The sequence below is a fragment of the Pontimicrobium sp. MEBiC01747 genome (assembly GCF_053601635.1).
Map to the genome: position 1 here is coordinate 21,047 of NZ_JBSHNS010000171.1, position 23,558 is coordinate 44,604.

The 23,558-nt window shown below is 30.3% G+C and carries 16 protein-coding genes; 6 read left to right on the top strand and 10 right to left on the bottom strand.

Going from position 1 to position 23,558, the window contains the following annotated elements:
- Nucleotides 1–92: 92 nt before the first annotated feature.
- Together ACVC2P_RS05260 and ACVC2P_RS05265 are read right to left on the bottom strand one after the other, a co-directional pair.
- Nucleotides 93–545 carry a 6-pyruvoyl trahydropterin synthase family protein gene (locus ACVC2P_RS05260; RefSeq protein ID WP_452597426.1) on the bottom strand — a complete coding sequence of 151 codons (453 nt, stop codon included), beginning with the start codon at nt 543–545 and terminating at the stop codon, nt 93–95.
- A 135-nt stretch (nt 546–680) separates the two neighbouring features.
- Nucleotides 681–2,015, bottom strand: a complete 1,335-nt coding sequence (locus ACVC2P_RS05265) for an MATE family efflux transporter (protein ID WP_452597427.1) — start codon at nt 2,013–2,015, stop codon at nt 681–683.
- A 130-nt stretch (nt 2,016–2,145) separates the two neighbouring features.
- Here ACVC2P_RS05265 and ACVC2P_RS05270 point away from each other — a divergent pair, with 130 nt between their 5' ends.
- Together ACVC2P_RS05270 and ACVC2P_RS05275 are read left to right on the top strand one after the other, a co-directional pair.
- A complete protein-coding gene (locus tag ACVC2P_RS05270; RefSeq protein ID WP_452597428.1) occupies nt 2,146–2,943 on the top strand; it encodes a universal stress protein in 798 nt (265 codons plus the stop codon).
- Between the two features lie 182 nt (nt 2,944–3,125).
- Nucleotides 3,126–5,462, top strand: a complete 2,337-nt coding sequence (locus tag ACVC2P_RS05275) for a 7TM diverse intracellular signaling domain-containing protein (protein ID WP_452597429.1) — start codon at nt 3,126–3,128, stop codon at nt 5,460–5,462.
- A 7-nt stretch (nt 5,463–5,469) separates the two neighbouring features.
- Here ACVC2P_RS05275 and ACVC2P_RS05280 read toward each other — a convergent pair whose 3' ends face one another.
- The 5 genes from ACVC2P_RS05280 to ACVC2P_RS05300 form a co-directional block, all read right to left on the bottom strand.
- A complete protein-coding gene (locus tag ACVC2P_RS05280) occupies nt 5,470–6,306 on the bottom strand; it encodes an alpha/beta hydrolase family protein (protein ID WP_452597430.1) in 837 nt (278 codons plus the stop codon).
- A 2-nt stretch (nt 6,307–6,308) separates the two neighbouring features.
- Nucleotides 6,309–9,065 carry a PD-(D/E)XK nuclease family protein gene (locus tag ACVC2P_RS05285; protein ID WP_452597431.1) on the bottom strand — a complete coding sequence of 919 codons (2,757 nt, stop codon included), beginning with the start codon at nt 9,063–9,065 and terminating at the stop codon, nt 6,309–6,311.
- 72 nt (nt 9,066–9,137) lie between these two features.
- Nucleotides 9,138–10,571 (bottom strand): OmpA family protein, encoded by a 1,434-nt coding sequence (locus ACVC2P_RS05290; protein WP_452597432.1) that lies wholly within the window; start codon nt 10,569–10,571, stop codon nt 9,138–9,140.
- Between the two features lie 123 nt (nt 10,572–10,694).
- Nucleotides 10,695–11,888 (bottom strand): glycine C-acetyltransferase, encoded by a 1,194-nt coding sequence (gene kbl / locus ACVC2P_RS05295; protein WP_452597433.1) that lies wholly within the window; start codon nt 11,886–11,888, stop codon nt 10,695–10,697.
- Between the two features lie 87 nt (nt 11,889–11,975).
- The gene (locus ACVC2P_RS05300) at nt 11,976–15,125 is read right to left on the bottom strand and encodes a UvrD-helicase domain-containing protein (RefSeq protein WP_452597434.1); all 3,150 of its coding nucleotides are present in this window, start codon (nt 15,123–15,125) and stop codon (nt 11,976–11,978) included.
- 125 nt (nt 15,126–15,250) lie between these two features.
- Here ACVC2P_RS05300 and ACVC2P_RS05305 point away from each other — a divergent pair, with 125 nt between their 5' ends.
- The gene (locus ACVC2P_RS05305) at nt 15,251–15,859 is read left to right on the top strand and encodes a superoxide dismutase (RefSeq protein ID WP_452597435.1); all 609 of its coding nucleotides are present in this window, start codon (nt 15,251–15,253) and stop codon (nt 15,857–15,859) included.
- A gap of 522 nt (nt 15,860–16,381) precedes the next feature.
- On the opposite strand, the gene ACVC2P_RS05310 is transcribed toward ACVC2P_RS05305, so the two are convergent.
- The gene (locus ACVC2P_RS05310) at nt 16,382–18,280 is read right to left on the bottom strand and encodes an amidophosphoribosyltransferase (protein WP_452597436.1); all 1,899 of its coding nucleotides are present in this window, start codon (nt 18,278–18,280) and stop codon (nt 16,382–16,384) included.
- Nucleotides 18,281–18,381: 101 nt separating this feature from the next.
- A complete protein-coding gene (locus tag ACVC2P_RS05315; protein WP_452597437.1) occupies nt 18,382–19,308 on the bottom strand; it encodes a PfkB family carbohydrate kinase in 927 nt (308 codons plus the stop codon).
- Between the two features lie 206 nt (nt 19,309–19,514).
- Between ACVC2P_RS05315 and ACVC2P_RS05320 the strand changes: the two genes are divergently transcribed.
- From ACVC2P_RS05320 to ACVC2P_RS05330, 3 genes are all read left to right on the top strand, one after another.
- On the top strand, nt 19,515–20,450 hold the full coding sequence (locus tag ACVC2P_RS05320; RefSeq protein WP_452597441.1) for a sensor histidine kinase: 936 nt from the start codon (nt 19,515–19,517) through the stop codon (nt 20,448–20,450).
- Between the two features lie 114 nt (nt 20,451–20,564).
- Complete coding sequence (locus ACVC2P_RS05325; protein ID WP_452597438.1) at nt 20,565–21,257, top strand: LytR/AlgR family response regulator transcription factor; 693 nt, start codon at nt 20,565–20,567, stop codon at nt 21,255–21,257.
- A gap of 34 nt (nt 21,258–21,291) precedes the next feature.
- A complete protein-coding gene (locus ACVC2P_RS05330) occupies nt 21,292–21,990 on the top strand; it encodes a hypothetical protein (protein ID WP_452597439.1) in 699 nt (232 codons plus the stop codon).
- Between the two features lie 103 nt (nt 21,991–22,093).
- On the opposite strand, the gene ACVC2P_RS05335 is transcribed toward ACVC2P_RS05330, so the two are convergent.
- Nucleotides 22,094–23,558, bottom strand: a 1,465-nt coding sequence (locus ACVC2P_RS05335; RefSeq protein WP_452597440.1) for a S46 family peptidase, incomplete at its 5' end; no start/stop codon positions are given.

Sequence of the window (23,558 nt, forward strand, 5' to 3'; positions counted from 1 at the left end):
TAGCTTATTGGCGGTAAAAATGTAAACTAATTAGGTTTTAGTTTAATTTATTGTGCTTTTTGTCGTTTTACAATTAAGTTGCTACATTTTTGTTAAGAATTTTCACTTGCATACCATTCTGCATAAGATGTTGCTGTTTCTTGTAGTTTTAAAGAGTGTAATTTAATGCTGCTAGGTAAACGTCTTTTAATTTTTGAAGCAAAATCTAGAACCATCATTTCGCTAGTAGGCTGATAGTCTACCAATAACACATTATGTCCACGGTCTTTGAGTTCTTTTGCTAATTCTATGTGAGGTGTGTTCTTATTAAAAACCGTAGCATGGTCAAAAACATTTACAATTTCTTCTTTTACAATTTTTTTTAAATCGCCAAAATCTATAACCATCCCAAATTTTACATTGGTGTTATCCTTTATTGGTTGTCCAATAACCGTTACAGAAAGCTTATAACTATGTCCATGAACATTTTTACATTTTCCATCATAACCGTAAAGTGCATGACCAGTTTCAAAAGAAAATTGTTTTGTAATACGAATATTTCCCATTATCTACGTCTGCTTTTTATTCTATTTACTACATAAATAACGATTAAAGCAAAGCCCAAGAGAATAAACATACCTTGTCCTCCTAAAAAATTTAAAACATCCATTGTATTATAATTAATATATTCAGGAGCAAAGTTACTCGTTTTGAGATAGCAGCAAAAATTCTTTTCTAAATTTTATAATTAATGGTAGTCCTCTAGCTATAATCCATAGTGTAAAAGCAATAAAAACAGCATGAAGCTTTAAATTGAAGTAATCTAAAATTAATAAAACAGGAATGAAGACTAATAAGGTAGATATTAATAGTAAATTTCTAAGATCTTTCATTTTTCCTAAACCTTTAAAAACACCATCAAAAATAAAAGCAAGTGCACAAAATGGTTGCATGGCGAGTACAATCCAGAAAACGTTATAAAATTCTTTTAAAACAGCTTCGTCTTTATTAAAAATTAGCCCTATTGGGTAGTAGAATATAAATCCAATTAAAGCCATTAATAGACCTACTAATATGCCATATTTTATAAGTTGATTACTAAGTGTTATAAGCTTGTTATAATTTAGCTCTCCCAATAATTTACCTGATAAAATATTGCCTGCACTAGCATAACCATCTATTATAAAGGCTCCTAAAAACCAAAGATTAATAGCTATTGTATATGCCGCTATGTACTCTGGCCCATAAGCAGTAGCGTATTTTGTAGCAAAAAACAATGCAGCATTTAGAGCTAATGTTCTCACAAACAAGTTACCAATCATAATTAAAAAACGCTTAATCTCTTTGTTAAAAGGAAATGTTATGCGTAGTGGAATAGTTGTTTTTTTTATTAAAAAGTAAGCTGAAAAAAGAGCCATTATAAATTGTGCAATTACACTAGCATAAGCTGCACCTTTAATATGCATTGGAGGAATACTATCTAAAAACCCATAAACTAATATATAATCCAGTATAATGTTTATTACAGCACCTATTATTGCTATAAGCATTGGGTAATAGGTGTTTTGTAATCCTCTAAATGTTCCAAAAACTGCAATAGTAAATAATGTAAAAGGAAAACCAAATACTCTAATTTTATAATATTCGGAAGTATAATCTAGAATAGTCCCTGAAGCATTATATAGTTTAAAAATACTCTCTGTAAATGGGTAGGTACTTAGTATTGTTAAAAGGCTTAAAGATGTAATTATAAATATAGCTTGACCTGGAAGGTTTTTTACAGCCTCTAACTTGTTAGCACCTAAATATTGCGAGACTATTGATGATATAGCGCTTCTGGTTTGTCCAAATACCCAAATAAGCATAGACATAAATGTAGATACTATACCTACAGCTGCTAAAGACTCTGTAGGGTTTAAGTCTACATTCCCTATTATTGCGGCATCAGTTAAAGATAATATAGGTTCTGATACTCCTGATATTAATGCAGGAATAGCCAACTTATTTATATGTTTTAAACTAATATTTGTACTCAAAATATTATAAATATTCTGGCGAATATCGTGAAATAATACTGATTTTATTTACTATTTAAGTCGGTTTAAATGTGTTCAGATTAAAAAAACTGTATTTTTGTAGTGTTACATTGATTACCTTATTTTAATTATGAAGAATATTTTAGTACCAGTTGGTTCATCTAAGAACGCAAAAAGCCATTTACAATACGCTGTAGATTTTGCAAGATATACAGGAGCAAAATTATATGTTGTACAAGTTTATAATGTGTATACAAAAGCGGGTACTATGATTAAAATAGATCATATTCTAGAAAGAGAAAGTAAAGCTTTTTTAGACGAACATATTGCAAAAATTGATACTACAGGTGTTCAAGTAATAGCTAAAACATTTAAAGGGAAACTGGTAAATACTGTAGAGTTAGTTTGTAAGTCTTTAGATATTGATTTGATAGTATTAGAACCACGAACAAATTCTATAAAAGATGAAGTGTTTTTAGGAAAAACTTCAGGAAAAATAATAAAACAAACAGATATTCCTGCGCTAATTGTTCCAGAAGGTTATGGTTTTAAACCTATTAATTCTATTTTAATGGCTATTAAATCTGCTATTATAAAAAAAGAAGGCGTTTTAGAACCTTTAGACATTATTAAAAAAGATTTTAAATCAAAGATTAATTTACTTTTAGTAAAAACACCATTTTATAAGGACAACGATTTTAATGTAGATAATGATTTAAAAGCATTAGTTGAAACAATTACTGAAACAGAAAACGCAACTACTTTTCAGGGGGTGTTAGAACATTATAAAGACTATAACCCAGACTTATTATGTGTTGTAAGACGTAATCGTGGTTTTTTTGGAAAACTTTGGGAAAAAAACGTTATTCTTAAAAAAGACTTTTACGTTTCTACTATACCTGTTTTAGTGTTGAGTGGTCTAAAATAAAAAAGATAAGCGAGGCTTTTATTTAGTCTGTTAATGCATTTATTTGATAGTTATTCTGCTATTGGTTATTACCAAATGGTGTCCATTTTTTTACATTAAGTCCTTTGTAAAACCATCCCTATAGTTTTTACGTAAGTAAATTGTATCTTTAGTGGACAACCTAATCTAGACTTAATATATTTATGCGCTTTCTTTTATTTATAATTGCGTTAAGCTACTCTTTAACTAATGCGCAAAATGTAGCTTTTAACCCAGAAGGAAGTAAAGGAGAGCTTTATGAATATGCTTCTTTTTTTAAGACGTCTAAGGTGTTAACCATTCAAGATGTTATTGGTAACCCTAATCTTAAATTTAATACTATCGATTCTAATAACCAGAGTGTCGGTTTTACTACGGATAGTTATTGGATACATTTTGTTTTAGAGAATTCATCATTAGAGCCTAAAACATATTACTTAAAAACCGCTAGGCCAATTACAGATATAGCAACACTATTTCAAGTTAAGGATAGTAATATACAGGTGTTTAAGAGCGGAGATCAAATTCCTTTTTCTAAAAGACAGGTTAAACACCGGCAGACTATTTTTAAATTTACCATACCAAAACAAGTTAAACAACAATTTTATTTGCATTTAAAGAGTGATGGAGAAACTTTAAACCTGCCTCTTAATTTATATACAGAAGATGCTTTTTGGAAAGAAAACTATAGTCAACAGTTATTTCTTGGTGTATTTTATGGGCTCTTGTTTTTAGCAGTGCTTGTTTATTTCTTTTTTTATACTAGTCTTTCTAAAAAGACATTCTTGTATTATAGTATTTATGTACTTTCAATAGCCTTTTTACAATCTGCTTTAGATGGTTTTTTGTTTCAATATGTATTTTCTAATGGTGGTTATTTTAATGATAGAATTGTTTTAATTACGGCTTTATTTTCAAACTTTTTTTTATTAAAATACTGTGAACATTTTTTAAAAATAAAAACAAGAACAACCATTATACATTATGGATTTAAATTAATATATAGTATTATCATCATTTTAGGTATTTTGTTATTTATTAATGATAAAACAAAAGCATTAGTATACCCTATTAGTAATGTAAATGGCTTGTTAAGTCTTATTTTAATTTTGGGAGTATTGTTTTATATGCGTTATAAACGTATCCAGATTGATACCTTTTTCTCCATTGGAATTTTCTTTTTAGTTATTGGGCTTCTTGGGTTTGTTATGAATAATTTGAGCTTATTACCCAATAATTTTATTATTTTAAATAGTGCTAAATTCGGGATTGGTCTCGAAGTGGTTTTTTTATCGTTATCTATGACAAATCTTATACGCGATTTACGATTAGAAAAGGAAGAGTCGCAAAAACTAGCATTAAACAAATCTGAAGAAGTTAGCGAACTTAAAAGTTTTTTTATGTCTAATATGAGTCATGAACTGCGTACGCCTATAAACGCAATTATGGGAATTGCAGATGACCAACTGGATAAAAATAAAGACGAAGAAAGTTATAAAAACTTTGAAATAATTAAACAAGCCTCTATTAGTTTATTAAGTAATATAAATGACATATTGGATTTTGAAAAAATTGAAAAAGGCCAATTAAAATTAAGAATGCAGCCTTTTAACCCTCGAAACGCAATTAAACAAATTAGCGATAATTGGAAAATAGCAGCAAAACGTAAAGGGCTTCAATATATTTTAAACGTTTCAGAAAATATCCCAAAATCTGTTATGGGAGATGGAGAACGTTTTACACAAATTATAAATAATATATTGAGTAATGCTGTTAAATTTACAGTTTATGGTAAAATTGAGTTTACTGTTATATGTACATATAAAGAAAATAACACACACCATTTTACATTACAAGTTATAGACACTGGAGTGGGAATTAGTGATGATAAAAAAAACCGATTGTTTGACAGTTTTGCGCAAATGCGCTTAAATAATACCAGGCGCTTTGGAGGAATAGGTTTAGGATTAAGTATTGTTAAACATTTGGTAGAGCTTTTTAAAGGCAATATAGTAATAGATAGTAATGAAGGTTTTGGTACAAAAGTGACTATAGATTTCAACTTAGAAGAGTTCATTGATGAAAATAAAAATAAGTACGAAAAGAATAATGTAAATACTGTGTGTAAAGTTCTAGTGGTTGAGGATAATGTTATGAATCAGCTCATTATAAAGCGTATTTTAAAATCGTCTAAATTAGTAGAAATTACAGTTGCTTCTAATGGAAAGAAAGCTTTAGAGGTATTAAAAAAAGAAACGTTTGATATTATTTTAATGGATTTGCAAATGCCAATTATGGATGGATACGAAGCTGCTTCGGTAATAAGAAATAGTAGTATTAGTACTATCTCTAAAGATATTCCAATTATTGCGGTTACAGCAGATACTACAGAGTTTGCTAGAGATAAGGTGTTTAATATTGGTATGAATGATTACATAACAAAACCTATAAACAAAGCGCTGTTACTTAATAAAATTGAGAGTTACAGAAAAACAAGTTAGCATTAACTTAAATGAAGTTGATACTTTTTTTAATGGCAATATTTAAAGCTTCTGGAATGCTGTTACTATTCCATGGATGTTTAGAGTTAAAAACATGATTACAATTTTGTATAGGAAACAATTCGCTTTTAGGATTCCAGTCTTTTAAGGTTTCAGCTTCTTTATAAAATACAGAAGGGTCGTCTTTTCCATGAATTATTAAATGAGGTATGGTTATTTTTTTTTCGCATTTTTCAATATTTAATCGTTCTTCATTAGCAATGAAATCTTCATAAAATTGATAATTATGTGGCATTTGTTGTTTTGTTCTTCCATTTAAAATATACTTTACACCATTTTTTTTCCAAGTGTCTAAATCACCAATGGTTGCTGTACGTTTTCCAAAATTGCATACGCTTGCCCATGTAATTAACTTTGTAATTCTCGAATCTTCACTGGCTTTTATAATGGAAATTCCGCCTCCTCGCGAATGACCAATTAAAGTAATATTATTACAGTCTATTTCACTTTTGAGTTGGTTTTCGTTAGATAATAAAAAATTAAGAATACTATCTAAGTCATCTAGTTCTTTAGAATAATTATTTTCTCCAAAGGCTTTTAAATCTGGAAAATCTATAGGGTTTTCTATGGTACCACCATTATGCGAGAAGTTAAACTTTACAAAAAAGAAATTAGCTTTAGAAAAAGATTCTGCAACTAAATCCCAACAGCCCCAGTCTTTAAAACCTTTGTAGCCATGGCAAAAAATAACTAACGGTTTTTGTTTGTTATCTTTACTAAAAAAGGCATCCCATAGTATAGATTTTTTATGTTTTCTATCTAAAACTGTATTTTTTAATATCATAATTATACTTCTTTTTCGATAAAGTTTATATTAGGGTTACAAATTTCAATAATTACTTTTTTTAGTTCCTGTAAAAATGAATTTAAAGTATTTTCGGTAATCAATGTTTCTTTTTTACCACCTCTAGCTTGTTGTTTTTTTGTGAATTTTAAAAATCCTGAACTTAAGTTTTTAAACGAGATAATACCAGCTTCAATTGGAAACTCTAGCGTTTTAGATTCACTAAGCATGTAGGCATAGGTAAGTATTTGAAAACTTTTACTGTACTTTTTGTAGTCGGTTGTTATATCTTCCCAATTTAGTATTTCTACTTGGTTTTGTAGTACTTTACCTGTCTTATAATCTATAATCCTTGTAATTCCATTATAATTATCTACGCGGTCTACAGTACCTCTTATTTTTACTTCAAAATTTAGCTCAGTTATTGGAATTGTCATACTATTCTCAGCCTCTAGCGCAAGCACTGTTATGTTATTTCCTTTTTTTAGATCTTCGATTTCTAGATTTATAAAGTTTAATACATAACGCTTTGCTATTTCAAAAACAATTAAGTTTTTACCCTTAGTCATATCTCCATCCACATATTCTTTACTAAAATGATGTATAATAGTTTTATCTATTTTTAATTTCATCTTTTTTAGAGAATCTACCGTAAGTGGCATGTTTATATACGGTTTATAGAGGTCTTCGAGTGTATTATGTACAACAGTTCCCATAGTATTTGCTGCTACGGTTTCTTCAACTTCATCTAAATCTTTTAATCCTAATAATTTTTGATAGTAAAAATCTATAGGGTTTCTTATGTAATTGGTTAAAGAAGATGGGGAAAACCCTCGTCCTGCTATTTGTTTTAATTGCTTTAAAACGGTTTCTGTTTTTTCTATTTGTTTTAATTCTGTTTTAAAACTAGGTACAGAAGGCGTAATTATTTTATGTTGTATTTTGTGGCTATTTTCTAATTCTAGTTGATTTATAAACCTACTTTTTTCTCCACCAGTTAAAACATCTATTTCTGTATTGTATAATATATAAATAGTTTTAGCTCGTTGTAATAGTCTGTAAAAATGATAGGTATACACAGCATCTTTTTCTTTATATGTAGGTAAGTTATTTTCAATCTTTACATCAAAAGGGATAAAAGAATTGTTTGTTTTTCCAGAAGGTAAAATACCTTCATTTACAGATGTTATTATTACAGTTTCAAAATCTAGCACACGAGATTCTAACATTCCCATGATTTGTAAACCCTGTAAGGGTTCTCCTTGAAAATCTAAAGTCTCAGAACTTAAAAGTTCTTTATATATGCTATATAGCGCAGATATATCATTAATATGCCTAAAGCCATCGTTTAATCTCTGTAATTCATTAAATAAAGTATTAAAACGAAATAAGTATTCTAAAGAAAGAGTATTAGACTCTTTATCTACAGAAAGCTCTGTTTTTATTACATTAATAATTTTAAAACTATTTGCAATTGCTATGTGTGCATCATCTTTCCAGTTAGAAAATAGTAGATTAATTAAGTCATGATGTGTCTTGGAATGTTTTTTTATATCTGAAATTGTTAAATATACTAAGTTGTTTTTTTGAATGTTTTCAATAATAATAGAGGCTACATTTATAGTTTTAGTAGAAAATAATGGTTTTATAAATTGATGTGAAAGTATACTTATAACATCTTTATAATAGTAATTTTCTACACCCTTTTTTTGAATGGTAAACAATAACTCAAATAAAGAGGCCAGAGGTATTGAGTTTAAAGGAAACCCCATAGTTATATTAAGAGCTTCTACATCTTTTGGAATAGAATTTATAATAGGAATTAATAAACTCTCTTCTCCTAGTACTACTGCTGTATTTTTTAAAGAAGGATTGTTTTTAGAAATTGTTTTAAGCAGACTTCCAACGGTTTTTGCTTGTCCTATATTTTTAGGGATACCATATATAGAAATGTTTTTATCTTTAGTATAATGGTTTGTTATCCAGTTAAAGGGATGCTTGTTAAAATGTTTCCAATTTGTTTTGTGTTTTCTTGTAAATAGAGCGGCATCATGTATTGGGTTGTTTAGGAACGCTTCATCTATATCCCAAAATATTTCGGCCATTTCATTTTGAAGAAGCTCTTGTATAATTGTTTCTTCGGCAGTGTTTAAGGCATTGAAACCTAAAAAAATATGTTTAGTATTTGGCTTACTTGCTAGGTAAGATTGGATATTTTCTACAGCTTCCCTGTATATTAAACCTTGGTATCCTATTTTTTTATTGATTAAGGATTTAGTGTAATGGTTATAATATATTTTTAATTTATCCCAGAATTTTAAATAGTTAAGTACAACCTTTGTTTTATTGTCTTCCAAAGACCAATGTTCAAGTTCTTTAATAGCACTTAAGTATTCAAAAATATTATTTTGCGGGATAAGGTACCGGTCTATTTCGTTAAAGTCTTGTAATAATATTTGAGCCCATTTAGAGAATGTTTCAAAAGTATCTCTTTCTGTTTTTGGGGTTAAAGTAATATAACTGTTGTAAAACTCAAATAGCAACTCTGTGTTAGATACTGTTTTAAGCTGGGCTAATTCTTCTACAAATTCTTCAATACTAATAATTTTAGGAGAAAATATAGTTTTATTTACTACTTGAGATAATTCTTGTCTTAAAAAGATACCAGCTCGTTTACTAGGAAGAATAAAGGTTAGAAGAGATATGTTCTCTCCTTTTTCATTTAAGTGATTTAAAACATCGTAAATAAAACTCTTCATTGTATAAAAATAAAAAACGCTTCGGTTAACCGAAGCGTTTTTTGTAACTTATTTTATGTGTTTTTTGTAAACTTATTTTTTAAGTTTTACTTCTACACGTCTGTTGTTTTTTCTACCAGCTCTAGTCTTGTTAGATTCGATTGGGTAATCTTCTCCAAATCCAATAGCTGTTAATCTACTAGGATCGATTCCGTTTTGTACTAAGTAAGCCATAACTGCATTAGCTCTAGAATCAGATAATCTTTGGTTAGTAGTTTTGCTACCTACACTATCAGTGTGACCTTCAATTGTGAAGTTAGACTTAGGGTAATCTTTTAAGATTCCTGTGATAGCTTGTAATACTGGGTAAGTTTTTTCTTTGAAAGAAGATTTTCCAGTATCAAATAAAATAGTTTTAGCATAAGAGTTTAAAGTAGCGATTACTTCAGGAGTAGGCTCAACGATTTCAGGACAACCATTGTTAGCAACAGTTCCAACTTCGTTAACACACTTATCATCTTTGTCTAATACTCCGTCACCATCTGTATCTGGCCAAGGACATCCTTGGTTATCAGCTGGTCCAGCTTCGTTAACACATTTATCATCACCATCAGCAACACCATCGTTATCAGCATCAGGACATCCAGCTAAAGCTTTAAGACCTTTTACTGTAGGACATTTATCGCTAGCATCTACAACTCCGTCACCATCTGTATCAGGACATCCGTTGAATTCAGGTAAACCTGCTACGTTAGGACAGCTATCTTTACTATCTTCGATTCCATCACCATCTGTATCAGGACATCCGTTGAAAGCTTCTAAACCAAATACGTCAACACAAGCATCATTCTTATCGAAGATTCCATCACCATCTGTATCTTTTCCTCCAAATCTTACAGAGAAACCAGCAGCGTGTTGAAAGTGCTTAACACCATCGTCAGAGAAAGCATGCTTATAAGTCGTACGAGCATATAAACCAACATTATCAGTAAACCAGTAAGTTAATCCTAAAGAACCGTTTAAAGTTCCAGCTCCTAAGTTACTTCTTCTTCCTACATTGTTGTTATTGTATGGTCCTTCTTCAATCCAAGTGTAACCACCACCAATACCGATAGCTGGGTCAAACTTTTTAGATTTTATTAAGTTAGCTAAACTATAAGAAACACGAGCATCTACAGCATAATAGTTTAAATCATTTACAGCAACATCTACATCTCCAGCTGCAGTTTCGAACTGTCCCCACTTTTCAATTTTATTTAGAGACCCACCAACAGAAACAGTAAAGTTATCTCCTATGTATCTTGATACGTTTATTGTAGATAAAGAAGGAAGAATGTTCCAGTGATCTTTTGCGTTAAAAAATTCATCGAAGTAATCTCCTTGTGGAGCATCTTCACCAACAGGGTATACATCTACGGCGTTAATTCCGAAGCTGATAGCCCATGGGTTATCTTGGTTTTGTGCATTCACATTACTAAAACTTACTATAAGTACTAGTGCGAATAATAATCTGCTAAGATTTTTCATATTCAAAAATTTAATTTTTAAGTGTTAATTAGAGCAAAAATAAGTTGTTAAACGTTATTAACAAAGACAAATATATAAAAATATTGATAACAGTTGCTATTTGTGGCTTATAATGGAATGGTTTTAAATAACTTTTAATGTTTTGCCGACTTTAGTAAATGCTTCTATGGCTTTGTCAAGATGTTCTTTTTCGTGTGCCGCAGAAAGTTGTACTCTTATTCTTGCTTTGTCTTTTGGAACAACTGGATAAAAGAATCCTATAACATAAATACCTTCTTCTAATAGCATGTTTGCCATTGTTTGAGAAAGTTTTGCATCGTAAAGCATAACAGGTACAATTGCAGAATCTCCATCTACTATATCAAAGCCAGCAGCTTTCATTCCTTTTTTAAAGTAATCTGTATTAAACTCTAGCTTGTCTCTTAGTGCAGTATCGTTAGCTAACATATCGAAAACCTTAATTGAAGCACCAACTATTGCTGGAGCTAGAGAGTTAGAAAATAAATACGGTCTAGAGCGTTGACGTAAAATTTCTATGACTTCTTTTTTAGCAGTGGTGTAACCTCCCATGGCTCCTCCCATTGCTTTTCCTAATGTTCCAGTAATAATATCTATTCTTCCTAAAACCCCTTTTTCTTCTAATGTACCACGGCCAGTTTCACCTATAAAACCAGTAGCATGGCATTCATCTATCATAACTAAAGCATCATACTTATCTGCTAAATCACAAATTTTGTCAAGGGATGCTACAATACCATCCATAGAAAAGACACCATCTGTAACTATAATTTTAAAACGAGCCCCATTTTCGTTAGCTTCTATTAGTCTAGCTTCTAACTCTTCCATATTGTTATTTGCATAACGATAACGTGCAGCTTTACATAAACGCACACCATCAATTATAGAAGCATGATTTAAAGAGTCTGAAATAATAGCATCTTCTTTTCCTAGTAAAGGTTCAAAAACACCCCCATTGGCATCAAAAGCAGCTGCATATAATATGGTGTCTTCTGTACCATAGAAATTGGCTATTTTTTGCTCTAATTCTTTATGAATGTCTTGTGTACCACATATAAAACGTACCGACGACATACCAAAACCATGTGTATCCATTGCGTTTTGCGCAGCTTTAATAACTTCTGGGTGAGAGGATAGCCCTAGGTAGTTGTTAGCGCAAAAGTTTAAAACAGTTTGCCCAGTAGTTAAAGTAATTTCAGCGCCTTGTGGAGAAGTAATAATACGCTCTTCTTTAAAAAGACCGTTATCTTTTATCGTTTGAATTTCGTTTTGTAAATGCTCTTTTATATTGCCGTACATAATGTGTTATTTTTATTGCAAATTTAATATGTTTTTTGTGTTAGTTATGGAAACTAACTTCTTTTTTATTCTTTTAAATAGGGGTAACTAATAGTTAAGTATTTTAATGTCTTCATTTATATAAATTAACACTTTGTCTAGGACTGCTATATTCATATCTTCTAAAACATCTTGATAGTCTTGTAATTGATGTTGGTATTTTGGGTTATGTAAACCAGTTTTATAATCTATTATAACTGCTTGGTTTTTATTATTTATTACTAAACGATCTGGCCTTAAAATGTTTCCAGATTTAGTAATAATATCGCGTTCATTATATATAGTATGGGTTTCGTTAAAGTAATTTTTAAGTTTTGGATGTTCTACTATCTGTAGTATAGTAATTTTAAGAGCTTCAGCTTGTTCAGTATTAATAGTTCCTGAGTTAATAAAATCATTAATTACAAAATCAATATCTTCTTTTGTGTTTATATGTGCCATAATATCGTGAATAAGATTTCCTTTTTCTATCGCATTTTGTTGTTCTGTATCCCATAGGTATCCAGAGTTTGAAATTACTTTTATATTATGGTCCTTTTTAGCCGTTGTAATAAATTCTTTTTGCTCAATAGTGTTATTACTGTTGTCTTGAGTTTGTTGTGTTCTTTTTGGATTTCCAAAATTATAGTTTAATTGCCCCTCTTGCCATTTTCCTGTTTGTATTAAAAAATTAATTAATAGCCCCGAATACGTTTTTGAATTAACAACTCCTTTTTGGGAAATGTCTTTTTTACCTATAATGTATAATTGTTCTATTGGTCTAGTTAATGCAACATATAATAGGTTTAAATTATCTAACTCTAATTCTGCCTGATGTTTTTTGTGAATGCGCAATCCTTCATTATCATAAAACTCGAAATCTTTAGTATAATTAAGTAGTGTGTATGAAAAACCATTGTATTTATCTTTATCTATTTTATACCATTCTTTAGGCTCTATTTCATTATAAATATCTAATTGAGCATAAGGGAATATAACTACAGGGAATTCTAATCCTTTAGATTTATGAATGGTCATTATCTGTACTGCATCTTGATTTTGAGGAGATACAATACTTAAATTGTCTTTCTTTTTATTAAAATAGTCTAGAAAGCCTAAAGCATCTGATATATGTTTTTGAGAATACTCTAAAACGATATCTAAATAAAATTGAATGTAAGCATTAGAGCTTTTAACAAGTTTAAAAACTCTAACAATAGTTTCTGCTACATCGTATAAAGGTTCTTGTATAAGTGTTTTGGGGTTAATATTAATATCGAACTGCTTGAAACTTTCAAATAGCTCGTTTAGTCCTAAATGAATATGCTTTATGAAATACTCATGTCTGTCTTGTATGTTATATGCCTCTGCTAAATAATCTAAAACGTAGATTTTAGAATCTTTATCTTTTGAGTTTAATAATAGGTTTAATATACTATTTATAAAGCGAACTTCTGGAGCATTATTAATTAGCATCGTTTCAGACGATGTTATTTTTAAACCTTCATTACTTAAAAACTCAGCAATGGCAATGCCTTCTTTTTTCTTTCTAACGAGTATGCAGATGTCTTTTAGTTCGTATCCATTTTCTATACAAGAGTTAATGGTGTCTAGAACTTGTTGAGAATACTTGTTATTAATATTATCTTCTTTGTCGAAATCTATAAAATTTAAATCGACATAGCCTTTATTCTCTATAAACAATTTTTGACCTGCATTTTCATAGAGCTTAGCATAATCAAGATCACTAAAGGAGACAGACGATAGATATTTAAAAAAGTCGTTATTGAAATTAACGATATTTTTAAAACTTCTATAATTACTCTCCAATCTAACATTATACGGCGTAATATGAAAAGGGCTTAACCCATTACTTAAGTCTATAAACTGTTCTGCTTTTCCGCCACGCCATCTGTATATTGCTTGCTTAGGGTCACCCACTAGCATTGTGGTCCCTTTTTCCCCTTTTAAGTTTTCGCCAATAAGGGTGTTGTCTACCAATGGAATTAAATTTTCCCACTGCATTTGTGAAGTATCTTGAAACTCGTCTATAAAATAATGACGAAATTTCTCTCCCATTCGTTCATATATAAAAGGCGTAGGTTGGTCTTTTATTTCTTCGCTAATAATACTATTAAATTCTGAAATTAGCATTTTATTCTGGTCGGCCTTGATAATGTTTAACTCATTATTAATGGCATTTAAAACAGATAACGGTGTTATGTTTTTATAAAAAGCTTTTAAAAATTTAAGATGAAAAACAGCCGATTTAGTGTCTTGATAATATGTGCCTATTTGTGGCAATATAGAATCAATTACACTTGCTTTAGAAGGATCTAATGTTTTGTTATAAATTTTTAGGCCTTCAGCAATGTTACTTTCTAATTGATTAGCATATAACCCAAAAAAGTTAAGTTCTTTTGCTTTCTTAAAATGATTGGGAAGTGTCCCCCTAGAAAAATCTGAAAATTCCAAGCCATTATTTTGTATAAGCTGTAATGCACCTTCTGCTGTGTCTATAACTATTTGCTCTGCTTTTTTTATTTGCTCAATTAGTTGTTGTTTTAACGTTTTAAAATCTTCAAGCGTTTTATCTTCTAATGTTTTTACATAGTCTAAATCATTTTCATTAATTAAAAGCGAAGCAATAGCGTTAAAATCTCTAGAAACATCCCAACTTTTATCGTCATCGGCTTTTTCTAAAGCAAAATCTATTAGCACCTTTGTTAAGGTTTCATCGCTACCAGCCTTTGCAATCAAGCTGTCTACGGCTTCGTTAAGTAAGGCATTAACATCTAATTCTACTTCAAAATTTAAGGGTAGTTTTAAATCATGAGCAAAGGTTCGTATAAGTCTGTGGTTAAATCCATCTATAGTAGAAATGTCGAAAGCTGCATAATTATGTAAGATACTATTAAGAACGTCTTGAGACTTGTTATGTAGTTTTTGAGGCGAAATAGGTAATTCTTCGCAAATAGCTTTAAACATACTATTTGGCGTTTCTATAATAGCAGTATTAGAAAACAGTTTTAGCATTTCCAGAATACGAGCTTTCATTTCACCAACCGCTTTATTAGTAAATGTAATTGCTAAAATATGTTTGAATTGTTCTTTTTTATTTGAAGCAAATAGTATTTTAAGATATTCTTTTACTAGTGTAAATGTTTTTCCGCTTCCAGCAGAAGCGTCATAAACACTAAAAGAATGGTCTTTGGACATAAGAGTTTAAATTTTGAGACAAGATAAAAACAATCAATGATTTCATAACTATTTATTATTTTTTATTGAGTTCTTTTATCCGTAAATTTGATCAAATTTAAATTAACAACATAAAATTTTTTATTATGGCTTTTGAATTACCAAAATTAAAATACGCGTATGATGCATTAGAACCAAATATTGATGCACGTACAATGGAAATACATCACTCTAAACACCATAACGGTTATACAACAAAGTTAAATGCTGCTATTGAAGGCACTGAATTAGAAGGACAGTCTATTGAAGCTATTCTTACCAATTTAGATATGGATAACAAAGCAGTAAGAAATAATGGTGGTGGGTTCTATAACCACTCATTATTTTGGGAAGTGATGAATCCTGAAGGAAAAGGACGTTTATCTGGAGAATTAAAAGATGCTATAGAAGCTGCTTTTGGTTCTGTTGACGCTTTTAAAGATGCTTTTAGTAAAGCTGCAGCAACACAGTTTGGATCTGGGTGGGCATGGTTATGTGTGCATAAAGGAGGAAAGGTAGAAGTGTGTTCTACACCAAACCAAGATAATCCATTAATGCCAGGCGTAACTTGTGGCGGAACACCAATTTTAGGTTTAGATGTATGGGAACATGCTTATTACTTAAATTACCAAAACAGAAGACCAGATTATATTAATGCATTTTTTAATGTTATTAACTGGAATGAAGTAGAAAGACGCTATGCAGAAGCTAAGTAATTTTTAATTACAGTTTTATACAAAAAAGCAGGCTTAAAATAAGCCTGCTTTTTTGTGTTCTATATTAAATAAAAAAGCTGGACGAGAGTCCAGCTTTTTTGCCCCAAATCTACCATGAACTTAACCTACTTATGTTATGGTAAGTTCAAATATAATCAAGAGTTAGGTGAGTTGCGCCTTTTTTTAGATTAAAGGTTTTAAAAATCGATTAAATGTATTTAAGTGCTCTTAAAAGCCTTTTAGTGATGCTATTAGAGTATAAGTTGAAAATAAAAAAGATGAACTCTCGTTCATCTTTTTTGTCCCAAATCTACCATGACTTAACCTACTTATGTAATGGTATACTATTATAACTTTAAAGCGCTACATTTATTGTTTAAATAAGGTTAAAATACTTGACTATTTTTAATAGTAAAATATAATACTATGTATAGTGTTGTTTTTTAGTGAGGTATAAAAAAAGCTGAATTGATTAATTCAGCTTTTTAATTATTATAAGTACTATATGTTATTGTTTAATTTTTAATAGGCTCTTTCTTTGTTGCCTTCGTAAAAATTTATAAAAGCTCTGTTTACAACTCTATTACCTCCAACAGTAGGGTAATCTCCTGTAAAGTACCAGTCTCCTAAATTATCTGGACAAGCTTTATGTAGGTTTTCTACAGGTTGGAAAATAATATCTACTTCTGCATTAACCGTTTCATCGCTTAATAATACAGCAATTTTTTTAGAAATTTGTTCTGGTGTAAATTGGTCGTAAATCTCTTTTACAAAGTTTTTAACATCTTTGTCTTCTAAATCTATCTGTGCTTTACACTTTTTATAGACTTCTTCAACAAGGTTATATTTATTATTATCTTTTAATAATGCTAATGCCGCATTGAAGGCGACTAAAGTTTCTAAGTTAGCCATATCTATACCATAGCAATCTGGATAACGAATTTGCGGAGCAGAGGAGACAACTACAATTTTTTTAGGGTGTAGTCTATCCATCATTTTAATAATACTCTTTTTAAGCGTGGTGCCACGAACAATACTATCGTCTATTATTACTAAATTGTCTGTAGGTTTAATAACGCCGTAGGTAACATCGTATACGTGGGCAACTAAATCGTCACGACTGCTATCTTCTGTAATAAAAGTTCTTAGTTTAGCATCTTTAATGGCTATTTTTTCAATACGTGGTCTTTCAGATAAAATATCAATAACGGTTTCGGCACTCAAGCCTCCTTTACCATCTAAAATGGCTTGTGTTTTTTTCTCATTAAGGTGAGCTTCTACAGTTTCTATCATTCCAAAGAAAGATGTTTCGGCTGTATTAGGTATGTATGAAAAAACAGTGTTTTTAGTATCGTTATTAATAGATTTTAAAACTTGTGGCATTAATAATTTCCCTAGTTCTTTTCGTTCTTGGTAAATTTCTGCATCACTTCCACGAGAAAAATAAATACGTTCAAAAGAACAGGCTTTACGCTCTAAAGGTTCTAGTATTTTCTTAATAGAGACTTCTCCAGATTTTTTTGTTATGATCGCATGGCCTGGATCTAGTTCTTTAACATCATTAAATTCTACATTAAAAACCGTTTGTATTACGGGGCGTTCTGATGCAATTACAACTACTTCATCATCTTTATAATAATAAGCTGGGCGAATTCCTGCTGGATCACGTAGTACAAAAGAATCACCATGTCCCAGTAAACCAGCCATTGCATAACCACCATCCCAGTTTTTAGCGGCACGCTTTAATATTTTAGCAACATTTAAACGTTCTGCAATTAATGGAGAGCATTCGTTTTTATTGTAACCTTCTTTTTTTAGTTTTTTATAGATTTTACTTACAGAATCGTCTAAGAAGTGACCAATTTTTTCCATTATAGTAATGGTGTCGGTATACTCTTTTGGGTGTTGTCCTAAATCTATTAAGTTTTTAAATAGCTCTTTAACATTGGTCATGTTAAAGTTTCCTGCCATAATAAGGTTTCTGTGCATCCAATTATTTTGTCTTAAAAATGGATGTACACTTTCTACACTATTTTTTCCAAAAGTTCCATAACGTACGTGACCTAAAAAAACCTCTCCTATGTACGGAATGTTCTTTTTTTGTAACGCTACATCATCATTATATTCTGGGTGATCTGTAAGCTCTTTATTTATTCGCTCGTTAATTTGAGCAAAAATGTCTTGTATTGGTTGTTGTTGTATAGAACGAACTCTACTTATATAACGTTCTCCTGGTTTTGTATCTAATTTTATACTTGCAAAACCAGCTCCATCTTGTCCTCGATTGTGCTGTTTTTCCATTAATAGATACATTTTGTTTACCCCATAAAAAGCGCTTCCGTATTTTTCTTTATAGAATTCTAATGGCTTTAGTAGTCTAACCATTGCAATACCGCACTCATGCTTTAAAATGTCACTCATTGTTTAGTTGTTGTAGTCGTTGTATTTTTATTAATTCTGTTTTACAGAAAAGGCAAATATATATTTAATAAAAAACGCGCTCAAATTTTGAGCGCGTTAGTTTATGTTAATTTAATATCGAATTGTGTTAAATCCTTAAATTGTTGTAGACGTTTATAAACTTCGTCTTTAGTTAAGCTTTCCATACGCTCTGTTCCAAATTTTTCAACGCAAAAGGATGCTAATGTTGAGCCATAGATTACTGCATTTTTCATGTTTTCAAAAGAGATGTCTCCTGTTTTTGCAATATAACCTGCAAAACCTCCTGCAAAAGTGTCGCCAGCTCCCGTAGGATCAAATACCTCTTCTAAAGGTAAGGCTGGTGCATAGAATACATTATCATCATGAAATAATAAAGCACCATGTTCTCCTTTTTTAATCACAACATACTTAGGTCCCATAGTATGAATTTTACGTGCAGCCACTACTAAAGAATATTCTCCAGTTAATTGTCTAGCTTCTTCATCGTTTATAGTAATTACATCTACGTTTTTAATAACATTTAATAAATCGTCTAATGCAATATCCATCCAAAAATTCATAGTATCCAAAATTGCTAATTTTGGCTTTGTATTCATTTGGTCTAATACACCTTGCTGTACTATTGGGTGTAAGTTTCCTAGCATTACTATCTCTGCATCTTTATAGCTATCTGGAACTACTGGGTTAAAGTGTTCTAATACATTAAGTTCTGTAACTAATGTATCGCGAGAGTTCATATCGTTATGGTATTTACCACTCCAAAAAAAGGTTTTTCCTTCTTTTACAATTTCTACTCCAGAAATATCTAAGTTTTTATTTGTTAAAAGGTCTAAATGCTCTTGTGGGAAATCTCCACCTACAACAGAAACTAATGCTGCATCTACATTAAAATTAGATGCAGATAAACCAATATAAGTGGCTGCACCACCAAGTATTTTATCTGTTTTGCCAAAAGGGGTTTCAATAGCATCAAACGCTACTGTACCAACTACTACTAATTTGCTCATAAAATGAATTCTAAATTCTGTGCAAATATAAGTTTTTTTAATATTTCGTTATTATTAATGTAATATTTGATGGCGTTTTTATTTTATATGCTGTTTGTATACTTAACTAGTGGTTTTATACATTAATTTTGAAGGTTTAAGTACTTCTTGCTATTTTCGGGTTTTATAATATGACTTTTTTTAAAAAACATACTTCACAAATTTTGGTGCACCTTTTGTTTTGGGCACTTTTTGTTATTGTGTCTTTGTTTCTGTTTTCTAAATATTACTGGAGAGAAAATCCGTTTTTGCAATATGCATCTATTTTAGTAGTTATTGTGTATGTAAATAACTTGGTGTTACTACCATTTTTTGTTAAGAAGCGTCTCTATGCTCTTTATATATTTGTATTTGCTGCTATTTCTTTTTTTGCAACACAATTGTATTGTAATGTTTTTGCGCAATGTGGTTGTTCTATCATGAAGTGTTTAAGTGATTACTTATGGCAAACATTGGTGCCTTTAATATTTTTCTCTTTTGTTTGGGTATTGTACCGCTTTATAGATAAGCAAGAAGAAGTAGAACGTATTAAGAAAGAACATACCGAAATGGAGCTTAAGTTTTTAAAATCTCAAATAAATCCGCATGTTTTATTTAATAATTTAAATACCATTTACTCGTATGCCATAGAAAAACCAAACGAGGTGCCTGATCTTATTTTAATGCTATCGGATAATTTAAAACACGTATTGTACGAAAGTAATGCCGAAACTATTTCGTTAGAAAAAGAACTTCAGTTTCTAGATAATTATATCAAGTTTCAGAAATTACGAACCGAAGGTGTAAAACAGATTTTTTATGCAACCGAAATAGAATCTAAACATAACGTTATTGCGCCTTTATTACTCATTACTATTATTGAAAATGCTTTTAAGCATAGTACTTTAAATAGTGATATTTCTATTTCTATTAAAGAACAAGATGCTGTTTTAGTTTGTACTTGCTCTAACGATTATAAAAAAGATAGTGTTACAACCGAAGACTTTAATATTGGATTGCAAAACTTAGAAAAGCGATTGCAATTAATGTATAATAGTAGGTATGAGTTTACTATTGTTAAAGGAGAACAATTTGTAGTCACCTTAAAACTGAATTTAAAATAGAATAAGTCACTTCGAGTAATTTTCTATAGAAAATTGTATCGAGAAGTAATTTAGAGTTTTAAGTTTACATATTGAATTAAGTATTTTTTGATCTCAAAATTTATAAGAAAATCTATGACTTGTATAATAATAGAAGATGAAATTCCTGCTCAGAATATTTTAAAAAACTATTTGAGTAAACTACCTAATGTAGAATTAAAAGGTGTTTTTAAGGCAGCAATAGAAGCTAATGCTTTTTTAAATATAGAAACAGTTGATTTTGTGTTTTTAGATATTAACCTACCCGATATAACTGGAATAGATTTTATAAAAACAATTAAAAACCCACCAGCTATAATAATGACAACGGCATATCCTGATTATGCGGTATCTAGTTTTGAATTGGATACTATTGTAGATTATTTAGTAAAACCATTTTCTTTTGATAGATTTATTAAAGGAGTTAATAAAGTAAAAGAAAGAATTATAAAACCAGAGCGTTCTACTACAGAAAAAAAAGAAGCCATTTTTTTAAATGTAGATAAAACCTTATATAAAATTGTATTACAGGATATTCTATATTTAGAGTCTGATAGAAACTATATTACTGTTGTTACTAAAACACAAAAACTATCGTATATCGATTCGCTTAAAAATTGGAAAGAGAAACTGCCAGAACAAGAATTTATACAAATACATAAGTCGTACATTATTAATAGTAAGTGTGTAGACAAAATAGCAGGAAACGAATTATATATACAAACAAATAGATTGCCTATAGGTAGAACTTATAAGCAAGAGTTGCTACAACGTTTAGAAATTGTTTAAAAATTACTGGAATGCTTTTTGATGATTCTCTATCATGAAAAATTTCAGCTTTTTAAATATTGGGTCTATCATTTTAATTGTTTTTTTAGTTGTATTTACGACTTCTGTTCAAGAGTCTCAGGAAAGAATATTTTATGAGTCTTTACCACAAATAAAGAAAGTATATAGTACGGTTAATTTAGGAAATGAAAATCATACTTTAACTAGAGTTAAATATACTGTAGGCTACATAGGGCCATTAATCCCAGAAATTAAATATAATACCCATCATGCAGAATCTAGTGCATTAGCTTTTAATGTGAATAGGTCTGAAAAGGAAGGTTTAAAAATTATAGTAGACACTACTCAAGTTATATATAAGTATTCAGAAAGAGACTCAGATAGTAAATCGCACCCTATTTTTATTTATAACTCATCGTATAAAAATTATGCTGTAGGTCTAGGAAGTATTCTATATCTTCATTTAGAAGCTAAAAATAGAAAAGGAGAGTGGAAGCCAGTAGAAAAGCAATGGAGCTATTTTTGCGGAACAGGGATTTACACTCATATTTTAAAACCAAATAATATCTGCGTATCTTCAGTATATAAGTATTCAGGGAATTTTAAAACTAAACTAAGGCTAAAACATTTAGGTAATTACTCCAACGAATTTGAAGGCTATGTAAATCTAGATGAATTTGGAGAATATGAATCAGAAGAAAACGGTTATAGAGTTGTTAAAAACCCTAAGTAAGTTAAATTACAAAGAAAAACCTTTACTGTTCATAAAGGCTTCTTTTAAATATAAAAATATTGTAATAATACTTAATGAGATTCCTGCCTGCGAAGGAACGATACTATTTTTTCTTAGGGTGTACTAATTTCATTTCATCAATTAAATGTGTAGCTCCAGCGTATTTGTCTATAATGAATAGTACGTAACGCAAATCTACCATAATGTTTCGGCAAATCTCTGGGTCGTAATTCATATCGCTCATAGTACCTTCCCATACACGATCGAAATTTAAACCTATTAAATTTCCTTCAGCATCAATAGCTGGGCTTCCAGAGTTTCCACCTGTAGTATGGTTTGTTCCTATAAAACATACTGGTACTTTTCCGTTAGCATCTGCATATTGGCCATAGTCTTTAGTGGCATATAAATCACGTAATTTAGCAGGAACATCAAATTCATAATCGCCAGCAATGTACTTTTCCATAATACCATCTAAGTAGCTTACAGGTTGGTAGTACACAGCATCTCTTGGCGAATAGCCTTTAACTTGCCCGTAAGTAACACGTAATGTACTGTTAGCATCTGGAAAATAACGTGCATCTGGTAAAGCTTCCATTAAGGCTTTCATATATTGTTTTTGAAGTGCAGTGATGGGTGCATTTTTCTGTTGAAACTCTGCATCTATTTTGTTCATAAATGCTTCCATTAAAGGTTTTGCATATTTATAAGCTGCATCTTTATTAAGGCGTTTTAAAACGTCTTTAGGTTTACCTTCTAATAATTTTAATGCAGATTCTAAGTTAGTAAATGCAGTATTTTCATAAATAGAGGCATCTACAGTATTTGTGTAAAAAGGCATTACTGCTTTATATACCTCTCTATCTACCTGTACATCATAATTTTTATGAATACCTTTTAATCTTGAAATTAAAGAAGCCTTAGCATTTTCAAAATTTTGAATATTTGCATTAGTCGCCATTTCCATTTGGAAGGCTCTAAACGTCATTTGCATTAACTCATTTGTCACTAAAAAGACCTCTATAAAGTTTCTTCTTTTAATATTTATATCGGCAAAATCTTTATATAATTTATCAAATTCTGGTAATATATTACCGTATTTAGATTCTAAGCCTTTTGTTTTTAGTGCTTTTGTGTACTCTGCTTCAAATGCTTTTCTTTTGGCAACAGCATTACTTTTTTCAATACCTAGATTTTCTCCTATCCATTTTTTCCATGCATTTGCAATTCTAGCTTGTTTAGAAGCGTACTTAATTCTTACTGCATCGCTAGTTTTCATTTTAGCATCAATGACTTTTAATGCCGCTTCACGAATGGCAATATTACTTGGATTAAACTCTTTGGTTATGTGTTCTATTGCAACAGCAGGGAGGTATTCGTTTGTTCTACCAGGAAACCCAAATACTAAAGTAAAATCACCTTCTTCTATACCATCTAAAGAGACTGGTAAGTAGTGTTTTGGTTTGTAAGGTTTATTGGTTTTGGAGTATTTTGCTGGACGATTGTTTTCGTCTGCATAAATTCTAAACATAGAAAAATCTCCTGTGTGTCTTGGAAAGACCCAATTG

What these genes read in the sequence shown, in the direction of transcription:
- ACVC2P_RS05285 (WP_452597431.1), bottom strand. Translation starts at nt 9,065, where the DNA reads ATGAAGAGTTTTATTTACGATGTTTTAAATCACTTAAATGAAAAAGGA.
- ACVC2P_RS05275 (WP_452597429.1), top strand. Translation starts at nt 3,126, where the DNA reads ATGCGCTTTCTTTTATTTATAATTGCGTTAAGCTACTCTTTAACTAAT.
- ACVC2P_RS05300 (WP_452597434.1), bottom strand. Translation starts at nt 15,125, where the DNA reads ATGTCCAAAGACCATTCTTTTAGTGTTTATGACGCTTCTGCTGGAAGC.
- ACVC2P_RS05290 (WP_452597432.1), bottom strand. Translation starts at nt 10,571, where the DNA reads ATGAAAAATCTTAGCAGATTATTATTCGCACTAGTACTTATAGTAAGT.
- ACVC2P_RS05260 (WP_452597426.1), bottom strand. Translation starts at nt 545, where the DNA reads ATGGGAAATATTCGTATTACAAAACAATTTTCTTTTGAAACTGGTCAT.
- ACVC2P_RS05310 (WP_452597436.1), bottom strand. Translation starts at nt 18,280, where the DNA reads ATGAGTGACATTTTAAAGCATGAGTGCGGTATTGCAATGGTTAGACTA.
- ACVC2P_RS05270 (WP_452597428.1), top strand. Translation starts at nt 2,146, where the DNA reads ATGAAGAATATTTTAGTACCAGTTGGTTCATCTAAGAACGCAAAAAGC.
- ACVC2P_RS05315 (WP_452597437.1), bottom strand. Translation starts at nt 19,308, where the DNA reads ATGAGCAAATTAGTAGTAGTTGGTACAGTAGCGTTTGATGCTATTGAA.
- ACVC2P_RS05330 (WP_452597439.1), top strand. Translation starts at nt 21,292, where the DNA reads ATGAAAAATTTCAGCTTTTTAAATATTGGGTCTATCATTTTAATTGTT.
- ACVC2P_RS05325 (WP_452597438.1), top strand. Translation starts at nt 20,565, where the DNA reads ATGACTTGTATAATAATAGAAGATGAAATTCCTGCTCAGAATATTTTA.
- ACVC2P_RS05305 (WP_452597435.1), top strand. Translation starts at nt 15,251, where the DNA reads ATGGCTTTTGAATTACCAAAATTAAAATACGCGTATGATGCATTAGAA.
- ACVC2P_RS05280 (WP_452597430.1), bottom strand. Translation starts at nt 6,306, where the DNA reads ATGATATTAAAAAATACAGTTTTAGATAGAAAACATAAAAAATCTATA.
- kbl (WP_452597433.1), bottom strand. Translation starts at nt 11,888, where the DNA reads ATGTACGGCAATATAAAAGAGCATTTACAAAACGAAATTCAAACGATA.